Origin of the sequence: Catellatospora sichuanensis, from assembly GCF_007483665.1 — a bacterium.
Taxonomy (GTDB): domain Bacteria; phylum Actinomycetota; class Actinomycetes; order Mycobacteriales; family Micromonosporaceae; genus Catellatospora; species Catellatospora sichuanensis.
The window spans coordinates 72,877-91,019 of the sequence record NZ_VIQO01000027.1 but is presented as its reverse complement, the minus strand read 5'-3'; the positions used below and the strand labels follow the sequence as shown (position 1 = coordinate 91,019).

18 protein-coding genes are annotated in these 18,143 nt (G+C 70.2%); 9 read left to right on the top strand and 9 right to left on the bottom strand.

All coding sequences use genetic code 11. The features are described 5' to 3' along the window. Positions 1-93 precede the first annotated feature (93 nt). Together FLL47_RS33265 and FLL47_RS33260 are read right to left on the bottom strand one after the other, a co-directional pair. A complete protein-coding gene (locus tag FLL47_RS33265; protein ID WP_246158984.1) occupies positions 94-759 on the bottom strand; it encodes a potassium channel family protein in 666 nt (221 codons plus the stop codon). Beyond that, positions 749-2,104 (bottom strand): TrkH family potassium uptake protein, encoded by a 1,356-nt coding sequence (locus FLL47_RS33260; RefSeq protein WP_246158982.1) that lies wholly within the window; start codon positions 2,102-2,104, stop codon positions 749-751. Before FLL47_RS33260 ends, FLL47_RS33265 begins: the two co-directional genes overlap by 11 nt. Positions 2,105-2,223: 119 nt before the next feature. Here FLL47_RS33260 and sthA point away from each other — a divergent pair, with 119 nt between their 5' ends. From sthA to FLL47_RS33245, 3 genes are all read left to right on the top strand, one after another. Further along, positions 2,224-3,627: a Si-specific NAD(P)(+) transhydrogenase gene (gene sthA / locus FLL47_RS33255; protein WP_144126605.1), complete on the top strand. Its 1,404-nt coding sequence runs from the start codon at positions 2,224-2,226 to the stop codon at positions 3,625-3,627. A 409-nt stretch (positions 3,628-4,036) separates the two neighbouring features. Beyond that, positions 4,037-5,464 (top strand): NADP-dependent phosphogluconate dehydrogenase, encoded by a 1,428-nt coding sequence (gndA, locus tag FLL47_RS33250; RefSeq protein ID WP_144126604.1) that lies wholly within the window; start codon positions 4,037-4,039, stop codon positions 5,462-5,464. Between the two features lie 138 nt (positions 5,465-5,602). Then, on the top strand, positions 5,603-6,892 hold the full coding sequence (locus FLL47_RS33245) for a hemolysin family protein (RefSeq protein ID WP_144126603.1): 1,290 nt from the start codon (positions 5,603-5,605) through the stop codon (positions 6,890-6,892). Positions 6,893-7,046: 154 nt separating this feature from the next. Here the strand turns inward: FLL47_RS33245 and FLL47_RS33240 are convergent, their stop codons facing one another. Continuing rightward, the gene (locus FLL47_RS33240) at positions 7,047-7,490 is read right to left on the bottom strand and encodes a hypothetical protein (RefSeq protein WP_144126602.1); all 444 of its coding nucleotides are present in this window, start codon (positions 7,488-7,490) and stop codon (positions 7,047-7,049) included. A 191-nt stretch (positions 7,491-7,681) separates the two neighbouring features. Between FLL47_RS33240 and FLL47_RS33235 the strand changes: the two genes are divergently transcribed. After that, complete coding sequence (locus FLL47_RS33235; protein ID WP_144126601.1) at positions 7,682-8,572, top strand: M20/M25/M40 family metallo-hydrolase; 891 nt, start codon at positions 7,682-7,684, stop codon at positions 8,570-8,572. Between the two features lie 46 nt (positions 8,573-8,618). Here FLL47_RS33235 and FLL47_RS33230 read toward each other — a convergent pair whose 3' ends face one another. Beyond that, positions 8,619-9,182 (bottom strand): MBL fold metallo-hydrolase, encoded by a 564-nt coding sequence (locus FLL47_RS33230; RefSeq protein ID WP_144126600.1) that lies wholly within the window; start codon positions 9,180-9,182, stop codon positions 8,619-8,621. A gap of 120 nt (positions 9,183-9,302) precedes the next feature. Further along, positions 9,303-10,073 carry an SDR family oxidoreductase gene (locus FLL47_RS33225; protein ID WP_144126599.1) on the bottom strand — a complete coding sequence of 257 codons (771 nt, stop codon included), beginning with the start codon at positions 10,071-10,073 and terminating at the stop codon, positions 9,303-9,305. A 196-nt stretch (positions 10,074-10,269) separates the two neighbouring features. Between FLL47_RS33225 and FLL47_RS33220 the strand changes: the two genes are divergently transcribed. The 3 genes from FLL47_RS33220 (at position 10,270) to FLL47_RS44840 (ending at position 13,846) form a co-directional block, all read left to right on the top strand. Then, positions 10,270-12,084, top strand: a complete 1,815-nt coding sequence (locus FLL47_RS33220) for an acyl-CoA dehydrogenase (RefSeq protein WP_144126598.1) — start codon at positions 10,270-10,272, stop codon at positions 12,082-12,084. Continuing rightward, entirely contained in the window at positions 12,071-12,670 is a 600-nt protein-coding gene (locus FLL47_RS33215) for a TetR/AcrR family transcriptional regulator (protein WP_144126597.1), read from the top strand. The genes FLL47_RS33220 and FLL47_RS33215 overlap by 14 nt, the downstream gene beginning before the upstream one ends. Positions 12,671-12,772: 102 nt before the next feature. Then, the gene (locus FLL47_RS44840) at positions 12,773-13,846 is read left to right on the top strand and encodes a glycoside hydrolase family 19 protein (protein ID WP_144126596.1); all 1,074 of its coding nucleotides are present in this window, start codon (positions 12,773-12,775) and stop codon (positions 13,844-13,846) included. Between the two features lie 51 nt (positions 13,847-13,897). Here FLL47_RS44840 and FLL47_RS33205 read toward each other — a convergent pair whose 3' ends face one another. The 3 genes from FLL47_RS33205 to FLL47_RS33195 form a co-directional block, all read right to left on the bottom strand. Then, positions 13,898-14,206, bottom strand: coding sequence for a hypothetical protein (locus FLL47_RS33205; protein WP_144126595.1), 309 nt, complete (start codon positions 14,204-14,206; stop codon positions 13,898-13,900). A 123-nt stretch (positions 14,207-14,329) separates the two neighbouring features. Then, positions 14,330-14,896 carry a dihydrofolate reductase family protein gene (locus FLL47_RS33200; protein ID WP_144126594.1) on the bottom strand — a complete coding sequence of 189 codons (567 nt, stop codon included), beginning with the start codon at positions 14,894-14,896 and terminating at the stop codon, positions 14,330-14,332. A 63-nt stretch (positions 14,897-14,959) separates the two neighbouring features. Then, the gene (locus FLL47_RS33195) at positions 14,960-15,553 is read right to left on the bottom strand and encodes a protoglobin domain-containing protein (RefSeq protein WP_144126593.1); all 594 of its coding nucleotides are present in this window, start codon (positions 15,551-15,553) and stop codon (positions 14,960-14,962) included. Positions 15,554-15,765: 212 nt separating this feature from the next. On the opposite strand from FLL47_RS33195, the gene FLL47_RS33190 reads away from it, so the two are divergent. Together FLL47_RS33190 and FLL47_RS33185 are read left to right on the top strand one after the other, a co-directional pair. After that, positions 15,766-16,800 carry an LLM class flavin-dependent oxidoreductase gene (locus FLL47_RS33190; protein WP_144126592.1) on the top strand — a complete coding sequence of 345 codons (1,035 nt, stop codon included), beginning with the start codon at positions 15,766-15,768 and terminating at the stop codon, positions 16,798-16,800. 113 nt (positions 16,801-16,913) lie between these two features. Then, positions 16,914-17,204 carry a hypothetical protein gene (locus FLL47_RS33185; protein WP_144126591.1) on the top strand — a complete coding sequence of 97 codons (291 nt, stop codon included), beginning with the start codon at positions 16,914-16,916 and terminating at the stop codon, positions 17,202-17,204. A 35-nt stretch (positions 17,205-17,239) separates the two neighbouring features. On the opposite strand, the gene FLL47_RS33180 is transcribed toward FLL47_RS33185, so the two are convergent. Further along, positions 17,240-18,121, bottom strand: coding sequence for a LysR family transcriptional regulator ArgP (locus tag FLL47_RS33180; RefSeq protein ID WP_144126698.1), 882 nt, complete (start codon positions 18,119-18,121; stop codon positions 17,240-17,242). Between the last annotated feature and the right edge of the window lie 22 nt (positions 18,122-18,143).

The following is an 18,143-nucleotide window of genomic DNA, read 5'->3' as shown; positions in this document are numbered from 1 at the left end:
CCTCCCGGGACCCGAGCGGGCCACGGAGAGTGCCCACTTTCTACATCCTCCTCCCTTCCCGGTCTCCGGATGATCTAAAACGCCGGTCGGCGCTCACGGCAGCTCGGCGAAGCGCTCCACTCGGTCCACCGGCCCGGCGACCACGATGATGTCGCCGTACTGCAGCACGGTCGTCGCGTCGGCGTAGGTGAACTCGTTGCCGGGTGTCTTCACGCACACGATGGTCACCCCGTGCTTGCGGCGCAGCCTGGTCTCACCGAGCGGCACACCCACGTACTCGTGCGGCGGGCGGGTCTTGACCAGCGCGAAGTTGGAGTCGATCTCCATGTAGTCGAGCATCCGGCCCGACACGAGGTGCGCCACCCGCTCGCCCATGTCGTGCTCGGGCAGCACGATGTGCTTGGCCCCGATGCGCTCCAGGATGCGGCCGTGCTGGCGGCTGACCGCCTTCGCCCAGATGTCGGCCACCTCCAGTTCCACCAGCAGCGACGTGGCCAGGATGCTGGCCTCCAGGTCGGAGCCGATGGCCACCACCGCCCGGCCGAACTCGGCGACGCCGAGCTGGCGCAGGGCCTCCATGTCGGTGGCGTCGGCGGCCACCACGTGGGTGAGCTCCCCGGCCAGGCTCTGCACGACCTTGGGCCGGTGGTCGATGGCCAGCACCTCGGTGCCGCGGCGCATCAGCTCCACGGCCAGCGAGCTGCCGAACCTGCCCAGTCCGATGACGACGACGGGGTCGTTGCCGTTCTCAGCCGACAAGGGGACGCTCCTCGGGTAGCTCGTAGTGGCGGGCCTTGGCGCGCAGTGCCAGCGCCGTGCCCAGGGTCAGCGGGCCGACCCGGCCCACGAACATCAGGATCGCGAGCAGGCCGTGGCTGGCCGCGTCCAGCTCGGCGGTGATGCCCGTGGACACCCCGACGGTCGCGAACGCCGAGATCACCTCGAACAGCACCTGGTCCAGGGTGTGCGGGTTGAGGACCAGCAGCACGTATGTCGAGGCGGCCACGGTGCCCACGCCGACCAGCGCGATGGTGAGCGCCTGCCGCTGCAACTGCTCGGGGATGCGGCGGCGGCCGACGTTCACCGACGGCTCACCGCGCAGCTCCGCCCAGATCACGTAAGCCAGCAGCCCGAACGTGGTGACCTTGATGCCGCCGGCGGTGCCCGCGCTGCCGCCGCCGATGAACATGAGTGCGTCGTACGCCAGCCAGCTCGACGGGTACATCGCCCCGATGTCGATGGAGTTGAACCCGCCGCTGCGCGGCATCACCGCGCCGAAGAACGCGTTGAGCAGCTGGTCCGCCCCGGACATGTCGCCCAGCGTGCGCGGGTTGCGTCCCTCGGTCGCCAGCAGCAGGACCGTGCCGCCGACCAGCAGCACGGCGCTGAGGGTCAGGGTGAGGCGGGTGAGCACCGACCAGCGGCGCGGCCGCCGCCAGGAGTGGCGCAGCTCGAACAGCACCGGGAAGCCCAGCCCGCCGACGATCACGCCCACCGCCAGGGTGAGGCAGATCCACGGATCGGTGTTGAACCTGACCACGCTGTCGGGCCACAGCGCGAACCCGGCGTTGTTGAAGGCGGAGATCGAGTGGAACACGCCCAGGTACGCCGACCGCCAGAACGTCTCACCGTAGGCGAGCATGAACCGGCCCGCCAGCACCACCGCGAGGATCGCCTCCGTGACCACGCTGAGCAGCACCACGTTGCGGACCACCCGGCGCAGGTCGGTCATCTGCAGCGCCTTCGTCTCGGCCTGCACCAGCATCCGGGCTCGCAGACCGAGCCGGCCGGACAGCGCGATCGCGAACAGCGTGGCCATGGTCATGATGCCCAGGCCGCCCGCCTGAATCAGCGCCATGATGATGAGCTCGCCGGCGACCGACCAGTGCGTCTCGCTGTCGACCAGGACAAGACCCGTCAGGCAGACCGCCGAGGTGGCCGTGAACAGCGCATCCAGGAAACGGGCGGGCTCGCCGGTCTCGGTGGCGACCGGCAGCGACAGCAGACCCGTGCCGACCAGCGCAGCGGCCGCGAACCCCCCGACGATCACCTGCGTCGGGTGGTGGAACTGATCGAGCACGACCGCCGACACACTCCTGCGCACGCCGCGACCATACCAATGTCCCGCTGTGCAGGTGACCCGCGTCGCAGCCGGGATCAGTCCGGGACGACCGCCGTTCGGAGGGTGCCCGCCGTTGACGTTGCCGTGCCAAGGTATGCGGCATGCGTGATGTGGACGTTCTCGTCATCGGATCCGGTCCCGGCGGCCAGAAGGCCGCCATCGCGGCCGCCAAGCTGGGCCGCCGGGTCGCCATGGTAGAACGCGGAGACATGATCGGCGGGGTCAGCGTCAACACCGGCACCATCCCGTCGAAGACCCTACGTGAGGCCGTCGTCTACCTCACCGGCCTGAGCCAGCGCGAGCTCTACGGGCAGAGCTACCGGCTCAAGGACGACATCACCGTCGCGGACCTGACCGCCCGCACCGAACACGTGATCAGCCGCGAGGTCGACGTGGTACGCGGCCAGCTGGCCCGCAACGGGGTGCGGCTGCACGCGGGCACCGCCCGGTTCACCGACCCGCACACGGTGCACGTGACCGGCGAGCGCGGCCGCGACTTCTCGGTCACCGCGGACAACATCGTCATCGCCGCGGGCAGCCGCCCGGCGCGCCCCGTGACGGTCGAATTCGACGACCTGACCATCATCGACTCCGACGGCATCCTCAAACTCGACCGCGTGCCGCGCTCGATGGTGGTGGTCGGCGCGGGCGTGATCGGCATCGAGTACGCCTCGATGTTCGCCGCGCTGGGCACCAAGGTCACCGTGGTCGAGCGGCGCAGCCGCATGCTGGACTTCTGCGACCTGGAGGTCGTCGAGGCGCTGAAGTACCACCTGCGCGACCTGGCCGTGACGTTCCGGTTCAGCGAGGCCGTCGCCGCCGTCGAGAAGCACCCCAAGGGCGCGATCGCGGTGCTGGAGAGCGGCAAGACCATCGCCGCGGACACCGTCATGTACTCGGCCGGGCGGCAGGGCATGGGCGACGCCCTGGCGCTGGAGGCGGCCGGGCTGGCCGCCGACGACCGCGGGCGCATCACCGTGGACGAGAACTTCCGCACCGCGGTGCCGCACATCTACGCCGTCGGCGACATCATCGGCTTCCCGGCGCTGGCCGCCACCTCGATGGAGCAGGGCCGGCTGGCCGCGCACCATGCCTGCGGGCAGCCGCTGGGCCCGATCTCGGCGCTGCAGCCCATCGGGATCTACACCATCCCCGAGATCAGCTACGTGGGCCGCACCGAGGACGAGCTGACCGACCAGCGGGTGCCGTTCGAGGTCGGTGTGTCCCGCTACCGCGAGCTCGCCCGCGGGCAGATCATCGGCGACACGCACGGCGTGCTGAAGATCCTGGTGTCGCCGGAGGACCGCAAGCTGCTCGGCGTGCACGTCTTCGGCACCGGCGCAACCGAGCTGCTCCACATCGGGCAGTCGGTGATGGGCTGCGGCGGCACCGTGGACTACCTAGTCGAGGCGGTGTTCAACTACCCCACGCTGGCCGAGTCGTACAAGGTCGCGGCGCTCGACGCGACCAACAAGATGCGGCACATCGCGAGCCTGCGAGACTGAACCCCATCACCTCCCAGCTGACCTCCGACCGGTCCGACTTCGCGTTCAGCCGGCCCGCGCCCGCGCCGCCGGCCCGGATCGACCAGGTGCCGGCTCGCGGAGCGACGGTCGCCCGCGGCTGGTACCTGCCCCAGACCGGCAGCGACCACCTCCCGGTGGCCGCCCGCATCCGGCTCTGACGCCCGTGTCACGGCCACGAAGCGCTTCATACGCGCTCGCCGTGTCGCGTCTTGCGGGAGGATGGAGGCCGCGGAACCTGGAGTCGATCACGAATCCGGCACGGGTTCTCGATCACTAGGACATTGCCGCCCCGGGCGTGCGAACCCGTGCCCGGCGTGATGGGGTATGCGGTGAAGGGACGCACCGGGGCGGCCGCAAACATCGAGCATTCACGACCAGGAGTCACACCATGGCAGCACAGATCGGTGTCACCGGGCTGGCGGTGATGGGCGCCAACCTCGCCCGCAACCTGGCCCGCAACGGCTACACCGTGGCGGTCCACAACCGCAGCCGCGCCCGCACCGACGCGCTGATCGCCGAGCACGGCGGCGAGGGCGACTTCGTGCCGACCGAGACGATGCAGGAGCTGGTCGGCGCGCTGGAGAAGCCGCGCCGCGTACTGATCATGGTCAAGGCCGGCAAGCCGGTCGACGACGTGATCGCCGAGCTGGTGCCGCTGCTCGACGCCGACGACATCATCATCGACGCGGGCAACTCCCACTTCACCGACACCCGCCGCCGCGAGGCCGCGCTGGCCGAGAAGGGCCTGCACTTCGTCGGCGTGGGTGTGTCCGGCGGCGAGGAGGGCGCACTCAAGGGCCCGTCGATCATGCCGGGCGGGTCGAAGAAGTCGTACGAGTCGCTCGGGCCCATGCTGGAGAAGATCTCCGCGCACGTGGACGGCGAGCCGTGCTGCTCCTGGATCGGCACCGACGGCGCCGGTCACTTCGTGAAGATGGTCCACAACGGCATCGAGTACGCCGACATGCAGGTCATCGGCGAGGCGTACGACCTGCTGCGCTCCGGCGCGGGCCTGGAGCCGGCCGAGCAGTCGAAGATCTTCGCCGAGTGGAACAAGGGCGACCTGTCGTCCTTCCTGATCGAGATCACCGCCGAGGTGCTCGGGCACGTCGACGCGAAGACCGGCAAGCCGTTCGTGGACGTCGTCGTCGACGCCGCGGGCATGAAGGGCACCGGCGGCTGGACCGTGATGGCGGCCCTGGAGCTGGGTTCGCCGGTCACCGGCATCGGCGAGTCGGTGTTCGCCCGCGCGCTGTCGTCGCAGGCGGCCCAGCGTCCGATCGCGCAGGGGCTGTTGGCCGGCCACGAGGTCAAGGTCGACCTGCCCGACACCTTCGTCGAGGACGTGCGCCAGGCGCTGTACGCGTCCAAGCTGGTCAGTTACGCCCAGGGCCTGGACATGCTGGTGTCGGCGTCCAAGGAGTACGGCTGGGACCTGGACCTGGCGGCGATCGCATCACTGTGGCGGGCGGGCTGCATCATCCGCGCCTCGCTGCTGCGCGACATCACCGCCGCGTACCAGGGCTCGGAGCACCCGGCGAACCTGCTGTTCGCGCCCGCGTTCACCGAGGCGATCGGGGCGGCCGTGCCGGCCTGGCGCCGCGTGGTGGCCACCGCCGCGCAGCTGGGCATCCCGGCGCCGGTGTTCTCCTCGTCGCTGGCCTATTACGACGGCCTGCGCCGCGAGCGGCTGCCCGCCGCCCTGACCCAGGGCCTGCGGGACCTGTTCGGCGCGCACACCTACAAGCGGGTCGACTCCGACGGCACCTTCCACACCCTGTGGTCGGGCGACAAGGCCGAGGTCAAGCAGGACTGACGCATTTCGCGAACAAAGCTCCGTTCATGCCGTTGTGCTGCATGGACGGAGCTTTGTCCGTGCCGCCCCGTGCAGCACCTTCAGGTAGACCCGCTACGGTGTGGGTTCTGTCTTGAACATGTCGAGGAGTGAACGCCCGTGGGCGGCTACGGCACCCAGGTTCTGCTGGTGCTTGTCCTGATGTTGATCAACGGAGCGCTGTCGGGCAGCGAGATGGCTCTCATCTCACTGCGGGAGTCGCAGATCCAGCGGCTCGAGCGCTCCTCCTCCGGCGGCAGGGTGTTGGCCCGCCTGTCCCGGGACCCGAACCGGTTCCTCGCCACCATCCAGATCGGCATCACCCTGGCCGGCTTCCTGGCCTCGGCCTTCGCGGCGACGTCGCTGGCCAAGCCGCTGGTGCCGGTTTTCGGCTTCCTGGGCAAGGCGGCGGAGCCGGCCGCCATCATCGTGGTCACCCTGGTGCTGACCTTCCTCACCCTGGTGGTGGGCGAACTCGCGCCCAAGCGCATCGCCATGCAGCGCGCCGAGGGCTGGGCGCTGGTCGCCGCGCGGCCCCTGGACTGGATGGCCACCGCGTCGCGGCCGTTCGTGTGGCTGCTCGGCAAGTCCACCGACATGATCGTGCGGATCGCCGGAGTGGACCCGCGGGCCGGCCGGGAGGAGATCTCCGCCGAGGAGATCCGCGACCTGGTCGTCGCGCAGCGCAGCTTCACGGCCGAGCAGCGGGAGATCATCTCCGGGGCGTTCGAGATCAGCGAGCGCGACATCCGCGACATCCTGATCCCCCGCCGCGAGGTCGTCACCCTGCCCGCGGGCATGCCCGCCGAGGAGGCTCTGGGTGTGCTGGCCGAAACCGGCCACAGCCGGGCCCCGGTCGTCGGCGACGGCGACCTCGACTCCGTCGTCGGCGTGGTGCACCTGCGCGATCTGCTCGGCGCGGGCGGCCCGGTCGGCGAGCGCGCCCGCACGGCCGTCTTCCTGCCCGAGACGCTGTCCGTGTCGGACGCCATGCGCCAGCTGCGCAACCAGCGCGAGCAGTTCGCCCTGGTGGTCGACGAGCACGGCTCCATCGACGGCATCATCACCATGGAGGACCTCGTCGAGGAGGTCGTCGGCGAGATCTACGACGAGACCGACCGCGATGTCGTCTCCGTGGTCCGCGAGGCCGACGACGTGTTCCTGGTGCCGGGCTCGTTCCCGCTGCACGACCTGCCGGACCTCGGCATCGACCTGAACCGCCTCGGCGAGATGGACTACACGACCGTCGCCGGCCTGGTGCTGGACAAGCTCGGCCACATCCCCACCAAGACCGGAGAGACGGTCAAGGTCCCCGGCTTCACCGCCGAGGTCACCGAGATCGACGGTCGCAGCATCTCCCAGCTCCGCCTGCGCCTGGTCCGCAACCACGACCGCAGCCACTCCTCCTGACCCCGCTCGTCCTCGACCGCCGGACTTGCCTGGCAGTTGTGCGTATCCCGCACGCGCATACGTACAGGTGCCAGGCAAGTCGTCGGATCCTGGACGGGTCGGCGGCGACGGCCGCACACAGGGCTCGGCCCGCGGTGAACGGACACCGGCACCGTCAGGCAGGCGCGGGCCGGTCCCCGGTCCTCGGTCTGCGCATGCGGCGCAGCAGTGGCGGCACCACGATCAGGCCCAGCAGGACCAGCGGGCACGAGAGGCAGCCCAGGCACAGCAGGTTGGTCACGAAGGGGTAGTCGGCCCCGGGCACGTAGACGACACCCTGGGCACCGGTGTCCAGAGCCGGCACGGGTCTGCCGAGTCTCATGTCCGGGGGTGCGTTGTCGAGCTGCACATCGAAGTGCAGTACGGAACGGTCGTCGCTGACGAAGTCGCCTTTCCAGATCTGGGTCCTCCGCCCGACCTCGTACGTCCCGGTCGGGTTGAACGTGCCCGCGACGCCCTCGCCGTTGGCGGCCCGCCACGACGGGCCCAGCTCGGCCAGCACCTTGTTCGACGCCAGCACCATCAACGACACGACCAGCGCCAGGAAGACCACCGACACGAACGCACCGGCCCACCGGCCCGTCTTCCCCCACGGCGGTTCCGGACGGGTCACCGCGCGGCCCCGGACGGTCTGCTCATCTCTCCCGACATCGTCACGAGCGTGACGGTAGCCATCCGGATCAAGCGCGCGGTGCGATCGTCGCCAACAGAGCCCGGTGACGGTTGCGGCGGGCTACTACAACGGTCGCCATGACAGAAGTGATCGATGCGGCGGCGCTGCGGAAGCACATCGGACGGCTGACCGCCTTCGGCCCGCGCCACCGCGACGACAGCCGGGCGGTGTCGGCCGCGCTCGACCACATCACCGGTTGCCTGGCCGGTTACGGGTACGAGGTGGTGCGGGAGCCGTACGGCGACGCACCCCACGAGGTCAACCTGCTGGCCGAGCGGGCCGGCACCGCCATGGCTCCGGTACTGGAGATCGGCGCGCACTGGGACAGCGTCGCCGGTAGCCCCGGGGCCGACGACAACGCCAGCGGCGTGGCCGGTCTGCTCGAACTCGCCCGTATCTGCGCGGCGGAGCCGGCCGCCCCGCGTACCGTCCGGTTCTGCTTCTTCGGCGGCGAGGAGCACGATCCGGGACCGTGCAACGGCAGTCGGGCCCACGTCGCCCGGCTCGACGCCACGCGCGCCGACGTGGAAGGCATCATCGTCCTGGAGATGATCGGCTACCGCGACCTGCGCCCCGGCTCCCAGACGTTTCCCGACGCCGATGGGCAGGCAGACCTCGACCTCACCCGGCTGCACCGCGCGGACTTCATCGCCGCCGTCGGCAACGTCGAGGCCGCCGCCTACCTGGCCGCCATCGGCGACGGCGGGGCGGCCCAGGTCCCGCCGCTGCCGGTCGTGGCGGTGCCGCTGCCTTCCGACCATGAAGCCAACGGTGCCCGCAGCGACCACCAGCCCTACTGGGCGAGCGGGCGGCTCGGCGTGATGGTCACCGACACCGCGGAGTTCCGCAACCCGCACTACCACCAGCCGACCGACACCCTGGACACCCTCGACCTGGACTTCGCCGCGCAGGTGACACAGGCCGTCGCCGACGCCATGCGCACCCTGGCGCACCGCCCTGCTGAGTGACGTACCGGCAGCCACCGCGGGAGGCGGCCCGCAGCGTCCGCGAAGCTCAGCGCGGGGTGGTCGGATCGGGCACGAAAGCGGGCCCGTGACCGGGCACGATCAGGACCGGGTTCAACGCGAGCACCCGCGCGCGGGACGCCGACAGCGCGACGCCGTCCGTGGCGAACGGATCCTTCGGCGGCCCTTCGGCGTGCCACCACACGTGGGTGAGCGCGACCAGGCCGTCGGCGGTGTCGACCAGGGTGGTGATGTCCTCGGCGGTGTGCCCCGGGGTGCGGATCAGCCTGATCGTCTCGGAGAGCGCGAAACCCTCGGCGTCGCGGCTGACCCACTGGTCGTCGACGTAGTAGGCCCAGTGGTCGTGGTAGCGGGCATTGCGGAACAGCGCCGCGTTGATCGTGTGGTCGGGATGGTGGTGGCTGAAGATCACATCGGTGACGTCTTCGGGGTCGACGCCGAGATCGGCCATCGGGCCGAGGATCTGCTGCCGATCGGCGACCATCCCGGGGTCGACGACCACGGTGGTGTCCCCGTCCCGCAGCAGCGCCACAGTGCTGGCCACCCGATCACCGACATACCCCGCGTTGAGCACCCACAGCTGCGCCGCCATACCCACACGCTACCGACCATCGCGCCGCCGCGCGGCCCGCTGCAGTTTCGGGGAAACTGCACGATCCGTGGGCCCGATCGCTGCAGTTTCCCTGAAAGTGCACCCTCCGGTCGGAGCGGGTCAGGCGGCGAAGGAGTGGCGGATGAGGGAGCCGCCGTCGACGACGAGGGTCTGGCCGGTCATCCAGGAGGAGGTCTGGCCCGCCAGGAAGACGACGGCGCTCGCGATGTCCTCGGGTTCGCCGATGCGGCCCAGCGGGGTGTGCTGGTTGATCAGCTCCTCGTTGTTCTCCCACAGGGCCTGGGCGAGCTTGGTGCGCACGATGCCGGGGGCGATGCCGTTGACCCGCACCTTCGGGGCCAGCTCGGCGGCGAACTGCCGGGTCAGGTGGATGACGGCGGCCTTGGTGGCGTTGTAGTAGCCGATGCCCATTTCGGTCGCCAGGCCGCCGACGGAGGCGATGTTGACGATCGTGCCGCCGTTGGCCGCCATCGAGGCGTGCCAGGCGGCCTGCGTCCACAGCACGATGGACAGCTGGTTGACCTGCACGGTCTTCTCCGCGCGGGAGACGTCGAGGTCGACCATGGGGCCGAAGTACGGGTTGGTGCCGGCGTTGTTGACGAGCACGTCGACGGAGCCGAACTCGGCCACGGCCGCGGCGACGCAGGCGTCGGCCTGCTCCTTCTCCCCCACGTGCGCGGCCTTGGCGAGGAAGCCGACCTTCGGGTACGCCGCGCGGAACTCCGCGGCGACCGCGTCCAGCGCGTCCTGGCGCCGGGAGGTCAGCACGACGTTGCAGCCTTCGGCGGCCAGGGCGGCCGCGGTGGCCTTGCCGATGCCGCGGGAGGCGCCGGTGACCAGCGCGGTACGACCTTCCAGACCTGTACGCACAGCTTCGCCCCTTGTTCAGTCGTTGATGTTGCAGTCGATGTGCGCATACCTTAGCGAGCAGACCGACCGGTCGGTAGGCCTCCGTGCGGTTCAACATACCGACTGGTCGGTATTGACAGCGGGGCCGCCGCCGCGCTGTCATGGGCACCTCGACACGTCGGCGTTCCGGCTGGGGCGCCATGGGGGAAGGCTGGGCATGAGCCACTACCGGAGCAATCTGCGTGACCTGCGGTTCAACCTGTTCGAGGTGTTCGGCCTCGGCGAGAAGCTGGGCACGGGACGCTTCGCCGAGCTGGACACCGACACCGTCGAGCACATGCTCGCCGAGGTGGAGCGGCTGTCGGTCGGGCCGATCGCGGCGTCGTACGCCGACGTGGACCGCAACCCGCCGGTCTACGACCCGCAGACCCACTCGGTGACCATGCCCGACAGCTTCCGCCGCTCCTACCGGGCCTGGATGGACGCCGAGTGGTGGCGGCTGGACATGCCCGCCGAGGCCGGCGGCGTCGTCGCCCCGCGCGCCCTGTGGTGGGCGCTGATCGAGCTGGTCCAGGGCGCGCAGGCACCGGTCTACATGTACGGCGGCGGCCCCGGCTTCGGCGGACTGCTGCACCGCATGGGCACGCCCGAGCAGCAGCGCGTCGCCGAGATCATGATCGAGCGACAGTGGGGCGCGACGATGGTGCTCACCGAGCCGGACGCGGGCTCCGACGTCGGCGCGGGGCGCACCCGGGCCGTACCGCAGGCCGACGGCTCGTGGCACCTTGAGGGCGTCAAGCGCTTCATCACCTCGGGCGAGCACGACCTGAGTGAGAACATCATGCACTTCGTGCTGGCCCGGCCGGTGGACACGCCCGGTGCGGGCGGGCCGGGCACCAAGGGCCTGTCGATGTTCCTGGTGCCGAAGTTCCACTTCGACCACGAGTCCGGGCAGCTGGGCGAACGCAACGGCGTGTACGCGACCAACGTCGAGAAGAAGATGGGCCTGAAGGTCTCCAGCACCTGCGAGCTGACCTTCGGCCAGCACGGCGTTCCGGCGAAGGGCTGGCTGGTCGGCGAGGTGCACGACGGCATCGCCCAGATGTTCAAGGTGATCGAGTCAGCGCGTATGCAGGTCGGCGTGAAGGCGATCGCGACGCTGTCGACCGGTTACCTCAACGCGCTCGACTACGCCCGCCAGCGCGTGCAGGGCCCCGACCTGACCCGTGCGGCGGACAAGACCGCACCCCGGGTCACCATCGACCGCCACCCCGACGTGCGGCGCATCCTGATGCTGCAGAAGGCCTACGCCGAGGGTCTGCGCGCGACCTACCTCTACACCGCCGGCTGGCTGGACCGCGACCACGCGCAGGGCGCGAACGTCAACGACCTGCTGCTGCCCATCGTCAAGGGCGTCGGCTCGGAGCGCTCCTACGAGATGCTGGCCCTGTCGCTGCAGACCCTGGGCGGCTCGGGTTACCTGCAGGACTACCCGATGGAGCAGTACATCCGGGACACGAAGATCGACACCCTGTACGAGGGCACCACCGCGATCCAGGGGCAGGACTTCTTCTTCCGCAAGATCGTACGGGACCGCTCAGTGGCCCTGGACCTGCTCATCGGCGAGATGGAGGAGTTCCTCGACGCGAACGGGTCCACGGACGCGCTGAAGCTGGAGTGCGAGTCGCTGCGCGAGGCGATCGCCGACGTGCGCGGCATGGTGGAGACGATGTTCGGCTGGCAGAAGGCGGCCGGGGACGACGTCACCGAGGTGTACAAGGTCGGCCAGAACACGACCCGCCTGCTGATGAGCGTCGGCGACCTGGTGATCGGCTGGCTGCTGATCCGGCAGGCCGCGGTCGCGCTGGCCGCCCTGGACGGCGCGTCCGGCGACGACGTCGGCTTCTACCAGGGCAAGCTCGCGGTGGCGCGATTCTTCGCGCGTACCGTGCTGCCGGAGCTGACCGCGCGCCGCCGGGTGCTGGAGGCCACCGACAACGCGCTGATGGAGATCCCGGATGGGGCGTTCTAAAACCGACGGCGGGGCCGGGGTGCGCGAGCGCATCCTGGCCGCGGCGTGTGAGCTGTTCGCCGAGCAGGGGTACGACGCGACGTCGGTGCAGCAGGTCGTCGACCGGGCCGGGGTCACCAAGGGCGGCCTGTACCACTACTTCGGGGCCAAGGAGGACCTGCTCGTCGAGATGTACCGGGCGATCTTCAGCGAGCGGCTCACGGCGCTGGACGCGATCCTCGCCGAGGGGCGCGATCCGGAGTGGACGCTGCGGGCGATCATCGAGGACATCGTGGTCGGCACGGCCGCGATGCGGCAGGAGTCCGCGGCCGTCTCCCGTGAGCTGGCCACCATGGACAGCGGGCGCACCCAGCGCCTGCAGGCCGACTGGCGCCGCTACCAGGAGGCGGTGCGGGGCCTGATCCGCCAGGCGCAGCAGGACGGGGTGTTCAGCCCGGTCGCCTCGCCGGAGGTCGTCTCATGGTCGATCTTCGGGGTGACGAACTCGCTGCACACCTGGTTCCGCCCGGACGGCCCGAAGCCGGCCGAGACGATCGCGCGCGAGCTCGCGGACTTCGTCCTGGCGGGCCTGAAGACGCCATCCTGACAGACTGTTAGGAAGCTTTATTTATTGATACTCTTCTCCGTGAGCGCTCGTCCCCCCGACATCTCACGAACCGCAGGCACCCCGCCGCGGAGAGGAGCCCCCATGTCACGACAACGTTCCCTGGCGCTGACGGGAGTGCTCGCGATCGTCGCAGCACTCGCGGTCATCCTGCCCTCGGCCTCGGCGTCCGCCGCGAACTGCGTCACCGCGTGGCAGTCGTCGGCCGTCTACACCGGAGGCATGACCGCCTCCCACAACGGTCGCAACTGGCTGGCCCGCTGGTGGACCCAGAACCAGGCCCCCGGCACCAACGAGGTCTGGACCGACCAGGGCACCTGCGGCGGCGGCACCACGCCCCCGCCCGGCGGCACCTGCAACCACCCCAACTGGGCCGCGGGCACCTGGTACACCACCGGTAGCATCGTGCGCTACACCAACGGGCTCTACTACATCGCCGAGCACGACAACCCGGGCTACGACCCGACGATCAGCACCTGGTACTGGGACCCGTACACCTGCAGCGGCACGCCCCCGTCGAACCCGCCGACCAACCCGGGCGGCTTCGTCGTCTCCGAGGCGGCCTTCAACCAGATGTTCCCGGGCCGCAACTCCTTCTACACGTACCAGGGCCTGATCGCCGCGCTGAGCGCCTTCCCGTCGTTCGCCACCACCGGCAGCGACACCGTGCGCCGGCAGGAGGCCGCGGCGTTCCTGGCCAACGTCAACCACGAGACCGGCGGACTGGTCCACATCGTCGAGCAGAACACGGCCAACTACCCGCACTACTGCGACGCGGGCCAGCCCTACGGCTGCCCGGCCGGGCAGGCCGCCTACTACGGCCGCGGACCGATCCAGCTGAGCTGGAACTTCAACTACAAGGCCGCCGGTGACGCGCTGGGGCTGCCGCTGCTGACCAACCCGTGGCTGGTGCAGCAGGACGCGTCGGTCGCCTGGCGCACCGGACTGTGGTACTGGATGACCCAGAACGGCCCCGGCACGATGACCGCGCACAACGCCATGGTCAACGGGGCGGGCTTCGGCCAGACGATCCGCAGCATCAACGGTTCCATCGAGTGCAACGGCGGCAACCCGGCGCAGGTCCAGAGCCGCGTCAACGCCTACCAGCAGTTCGTCGGCATCCTCGGCACCACCCCCGGTGCCAACCTTTACTGCTGACGACACCCGGCGGTGCGGGGCGTGCCCGGCATGCCCCGCACCGGTCGCCGGTCACCAGCCGTCCAGGGCCTGATCTTCAGCGAGGTCCCGCAACCCGTCGGCGATCTCGTTGAGATAACCGGCCAGCACGTCGTTGTCGACGGGGCAGTCCCGCCAGTGGGCCTGGGCCTGGTCGAGCAGGGCCAACAGCCCGGCGTTGAGCACACTCAGGCGGTGGTCGCGGAGGCTGCCGCGGACGCCGGCCCATTCCCAGTCGACCTCACCGTCGTAACGCTCGCCTTCGCAGATGGCGCGTTGCAGCCCATAGGCGACATCCACGTAGGCGTCCCAAGCGGCCTTCTGATGTGTCGTGCTGTTCACTGCTTCGGCTCCCCCATGCCTGCTTCAGGTACGAAGCGTTCCCTCCGACCGTACGCGGCCGGCGCCGCCATGCCGTACTCCAGGACGAGGTGACCGCCACCGTCCCGGAGTCTTCCGCCTGCGTCAGCCGGCAGGACGCGCGTAGTGCAGCAGGACGACGCCGTTGCCGAACGTGCGGGTGCGGGCCAGGCGAAGGTGGTGACGCCGGTCCGCGGGCCGGAACAGTGGGCGGCCCCGGCCCAGCACCACCGGGTGCACGTACAGGCGGATCTCATCGATCAGGTCATGTTCGAAAAATGAGGCCGCCAACCCGGCGCCGCCGACGGCCACGTCCCCGCCCGACTGGTCGGCGAGCATGCGAATGTCGTCGGGCACGACCTCGCGCACCACCGTGGTGTTCCAGTCGGCGTGGTCGAGGGTGCGGGAGAAGACATACTTCGGCATGTCCCGCCAGATCCGGGCGAACTCCGCCGCCGTCGCGGGCGCGGCCGGATCCTGGTCGGCGGTGGGCCAGTAGTCGGCCATCAGCTCGTGGCTGACCCGGCCGTCGAGGAATGCGCCCATCGGGGCGAGCAGCGCGTTGAAGTGGTGGTGCACCTCGTCGTCGACCAGGTGCCAGTCGAGTTCTCCGTCGGGGCCGGCGAAGAACCCGTCGACCGACACCGACATCATCAGCACGATCTTGCCCATCGCGGCCTCCCGGCACCGGCGCCCGTCCCGCCATCCTAAGGCGATGGTCCGACGACACCGGCGCTACCAGGCGTCCCCTCCGGTGTACGGGCGGCTCCACAGCGCCGCCTGCAGGGCGACCGCCTTGAACCAGGCCTGGTACATCGCTTCGACCTCGTCGGGGCCGTGGCCCTTGCGGGCGAGGAACGGGCGGATCGTCACGGTGATCGGCACGATGAACGCGATCAGGTAGCGCAGGTTGATCAGCGGCACGGACGGCGCGTCGTCCGTGGTGTTCTTCTTCGCGGCGGTGTGCCGCAGCCCGATCTCTTCCGCGTAGTCGAGCCACGCCTGGTCGTACGGCCGGTTGCAGGTGTCGAGGATCCACTGTCCGAACCGGGCCCGCACCCGTCGCTGGTAGTCGTCGATGAGCTGCCCATCGGGCGTGGAGAAGTACGCCACCAGGAACGGGTGCGCCAGCACGAAGCCGTACCAGACGTCGAGCACGTCCTGGACCTGGTCGGCGAGCACCTGCCCCGCCTCGCGCAGGGCGGCCTCGTCGGCGGGGCCGAACAGCACGCTCTCCTTCAGCCGGGCCAGCTCGTCGAGGGTCACCGGCGACCTGGCGGCCTCGCCGGTGCCGTACGTGTACCCGGGAATGGTCTTCTGCTGCGTCATGGTCGTGCTCCCTGTCCTCAGCGGCAGGCGGCGCCCGCCGCCGGATCCGGCGTCCCCGTGCGACGCTAGTCGCCATTTACAGCCCATTGGCCGGTTTCGCGAATTACACCGGACCGAGCGGGCACGTCCCGGTGGGTTCCGCGCCGCGGCGCGGAATACGCTGCCCCGCGCGCGGGTTCGACCTGTCGACGATCATGAGGGAGAGGACCGGTATGTCCGTACCGCTGGAGTTCGCGCTCGACACGTTCGGCGACGTCACCGTCGACGACACCGGGGGCACGGTGCCGTACGCGCAGGTCATCCGCAACGTGGTCGAGCAGGCCGTGCTGGCCGACAGCGTCGGCGTGGACGCGTTCGGCATCGGCGAGCACCACCGCGGCGACTTCGCCGTCACCGCGCCGGAGATCGTGCTGGCCGCGATCGCTTCGCGTACCGAGCGGATCAGGCTCGGCACCGCGGTGACCGTGCTCAGCTCCGACGACCCGGTGCGCGTGTTCGAGCGGTTCGCCACCCTCGACGCCGTCTCACGCGGCCGGGCCGAGATCATCCTGGGGCGTGGCTCGTTCACCGAGTCGTTCCCACTGTTCGGCTACGACCTGGCGCAGTACAACGAGCTGTTCGAGGAGAAGCTGGACCTGCTGGCCCAACTGCTCGACGAGGGGCCGGTCACCTGGCAGGGCAACCTGCGGGCCGGGCTGAAGGACCAGCACGTGTATCCGAAGACCGAGTCGGGGCGCATCCGCACCTGGATCGGCGTCGGCGGCAGCCCGGAGTCGGTGGTGCGCGCCGCCGCGTACCAGATGCCGCTCATGCTCGCGATCATCGGCGGGCGACCGGAGCGTTTCGCGCCCTACGTCGACCTGTATCACCGCGCGCTCGCGCAGATGGAGGTGGAGCGGCTGCCGATCGGCGTGCACTCCCCCGGCCACCTCGCCGAGACCGACGCGCAGGCCCGCGAAGAGCTGTGGCCGCACCACCGCAAGCTGATGGACCGGATCGGCCGCGAGCGCGGCTGGCCGCCCACCAACCGCGACCGGTTCGAGGCCGAGGCCGACGAGGGGTCGCTCTACGTCGGCTCACCCGAGACCGTCGCCCAGAAGATCGCTGCCACGGTACGCACACTCGGCGTCAACCGGTTCGAGCTCAAGTACAGCGCCGGCACCCTCCCGCACGACAAGCTCATGACCTCGATCCGCCTCTACGGCGAGCAGGTCGTGCCCCGCGTACGCGAGCTGCTCGCCACCTGACCGCCCGGCCCATGATCGCTCAACTTGCCCGGCACCTGTGCGTATCTTGGATCGCCATACCCACAGGTGCCCGGCAAGTTGAGCGATCTTGACCGGACGCGCACAATCGGCTGGTGGGTGTCGATGTGGCAACGCTCGTGATGGTGCTGGGTGAGGTGCGGGCGTGGCTGGCCCGGCCGGACAACGACTTCTCGTGGTCGTCCTTCCTGGACGCCGATGCCGCCCTGGTCGAGATCGACGGGTTGACGGCGGTGGTCCGCGCCGAGGGCAGGGTGCCGTTCTCCCTGTCGGTGCTGTTCGCCCCGACCGGCCCGATCCAGGAGGTCGCGTTGTCCAGCGGGTGGGGTGAGGAGTTCCTCACCCTCGCCGCGCGCTTCGACGACGCGTCGGGGGCCGGTGGCTGATCGCCTCGCGCTGACGGCGGTCCCACCGCCCCCGATCAGCGCAGGGCGGTGGCGGCGGTCGCCTGGACGGCCGTGGTGAGCGCGGTGAGGGCGTCCGATTCGAGCCGCCAGTGCTGCCAGTACAGCGGGACGCTCAGTCGGCTGCCCGGCGCCAGTTCCCGGTAGCGCCCCGCGGCCAGGTCCGCGTCGGCGACCGGCTCGGGCACCATGCCCCAGCCGAGCCCCAGGCGGATGGCCTCGTCGAACGCGGTCACCGACGGCACGTAGTGGATCGGCGGATCCAGCTCCCGGCGGGTGATAGTCCGCAGGAACCGGTGCTGCAGCCGGTCCTTGCGGTTAAGCACCAGCATCGGCGCGTCCGCCAGCGCCTGCGGGGTGATCCCGTCGGCGAACCAGGTGGTGAACATGGCCGGTGCCGCGACGGCCCGGTAGTGCATCGCGCCCAGCCGCTGTGACCGGCACCCCTGCACGGGCACGTTCTGTGCGGTGACCGCGGCCATCACGGTGCCGCTGCGCAGCAGTTCGGCGGTGTGCTCCTGGTCGTCCTGGTATACGTCGAACCGCAGCCGGAGTTCCGGCGGCACTGCGGCGAGCGCGGGCATGAACCAGGTGGCCAGCGAGTCTGCGTTGACGACGATGGCAGCCCTGGTCCAGGTGCCACCGCGGGCGCCCCGGGCGGTGGCCAGGGCTTCGCGTTCGAGCAGGGCGATCTGCCCGGCCAGGCGCAGCAGCGGCGCACCGGCCTCGGTGGCCTGGCACGGCTTGGCCCGGCGGACCAGGACCTGACCGGTGGCCTGTTCCAGCGCTTTGATCCGCTGGCTGACCGCGGACGGAGTCAGGTTGAGCACCCGCGCGGCCGCGTCGAAGCTGCCCTCGCGTACGACGGCGGCGAACGTCTCCAGCTGTGCCGAATCCAGGCTCACCTAAGTGATGCTAATG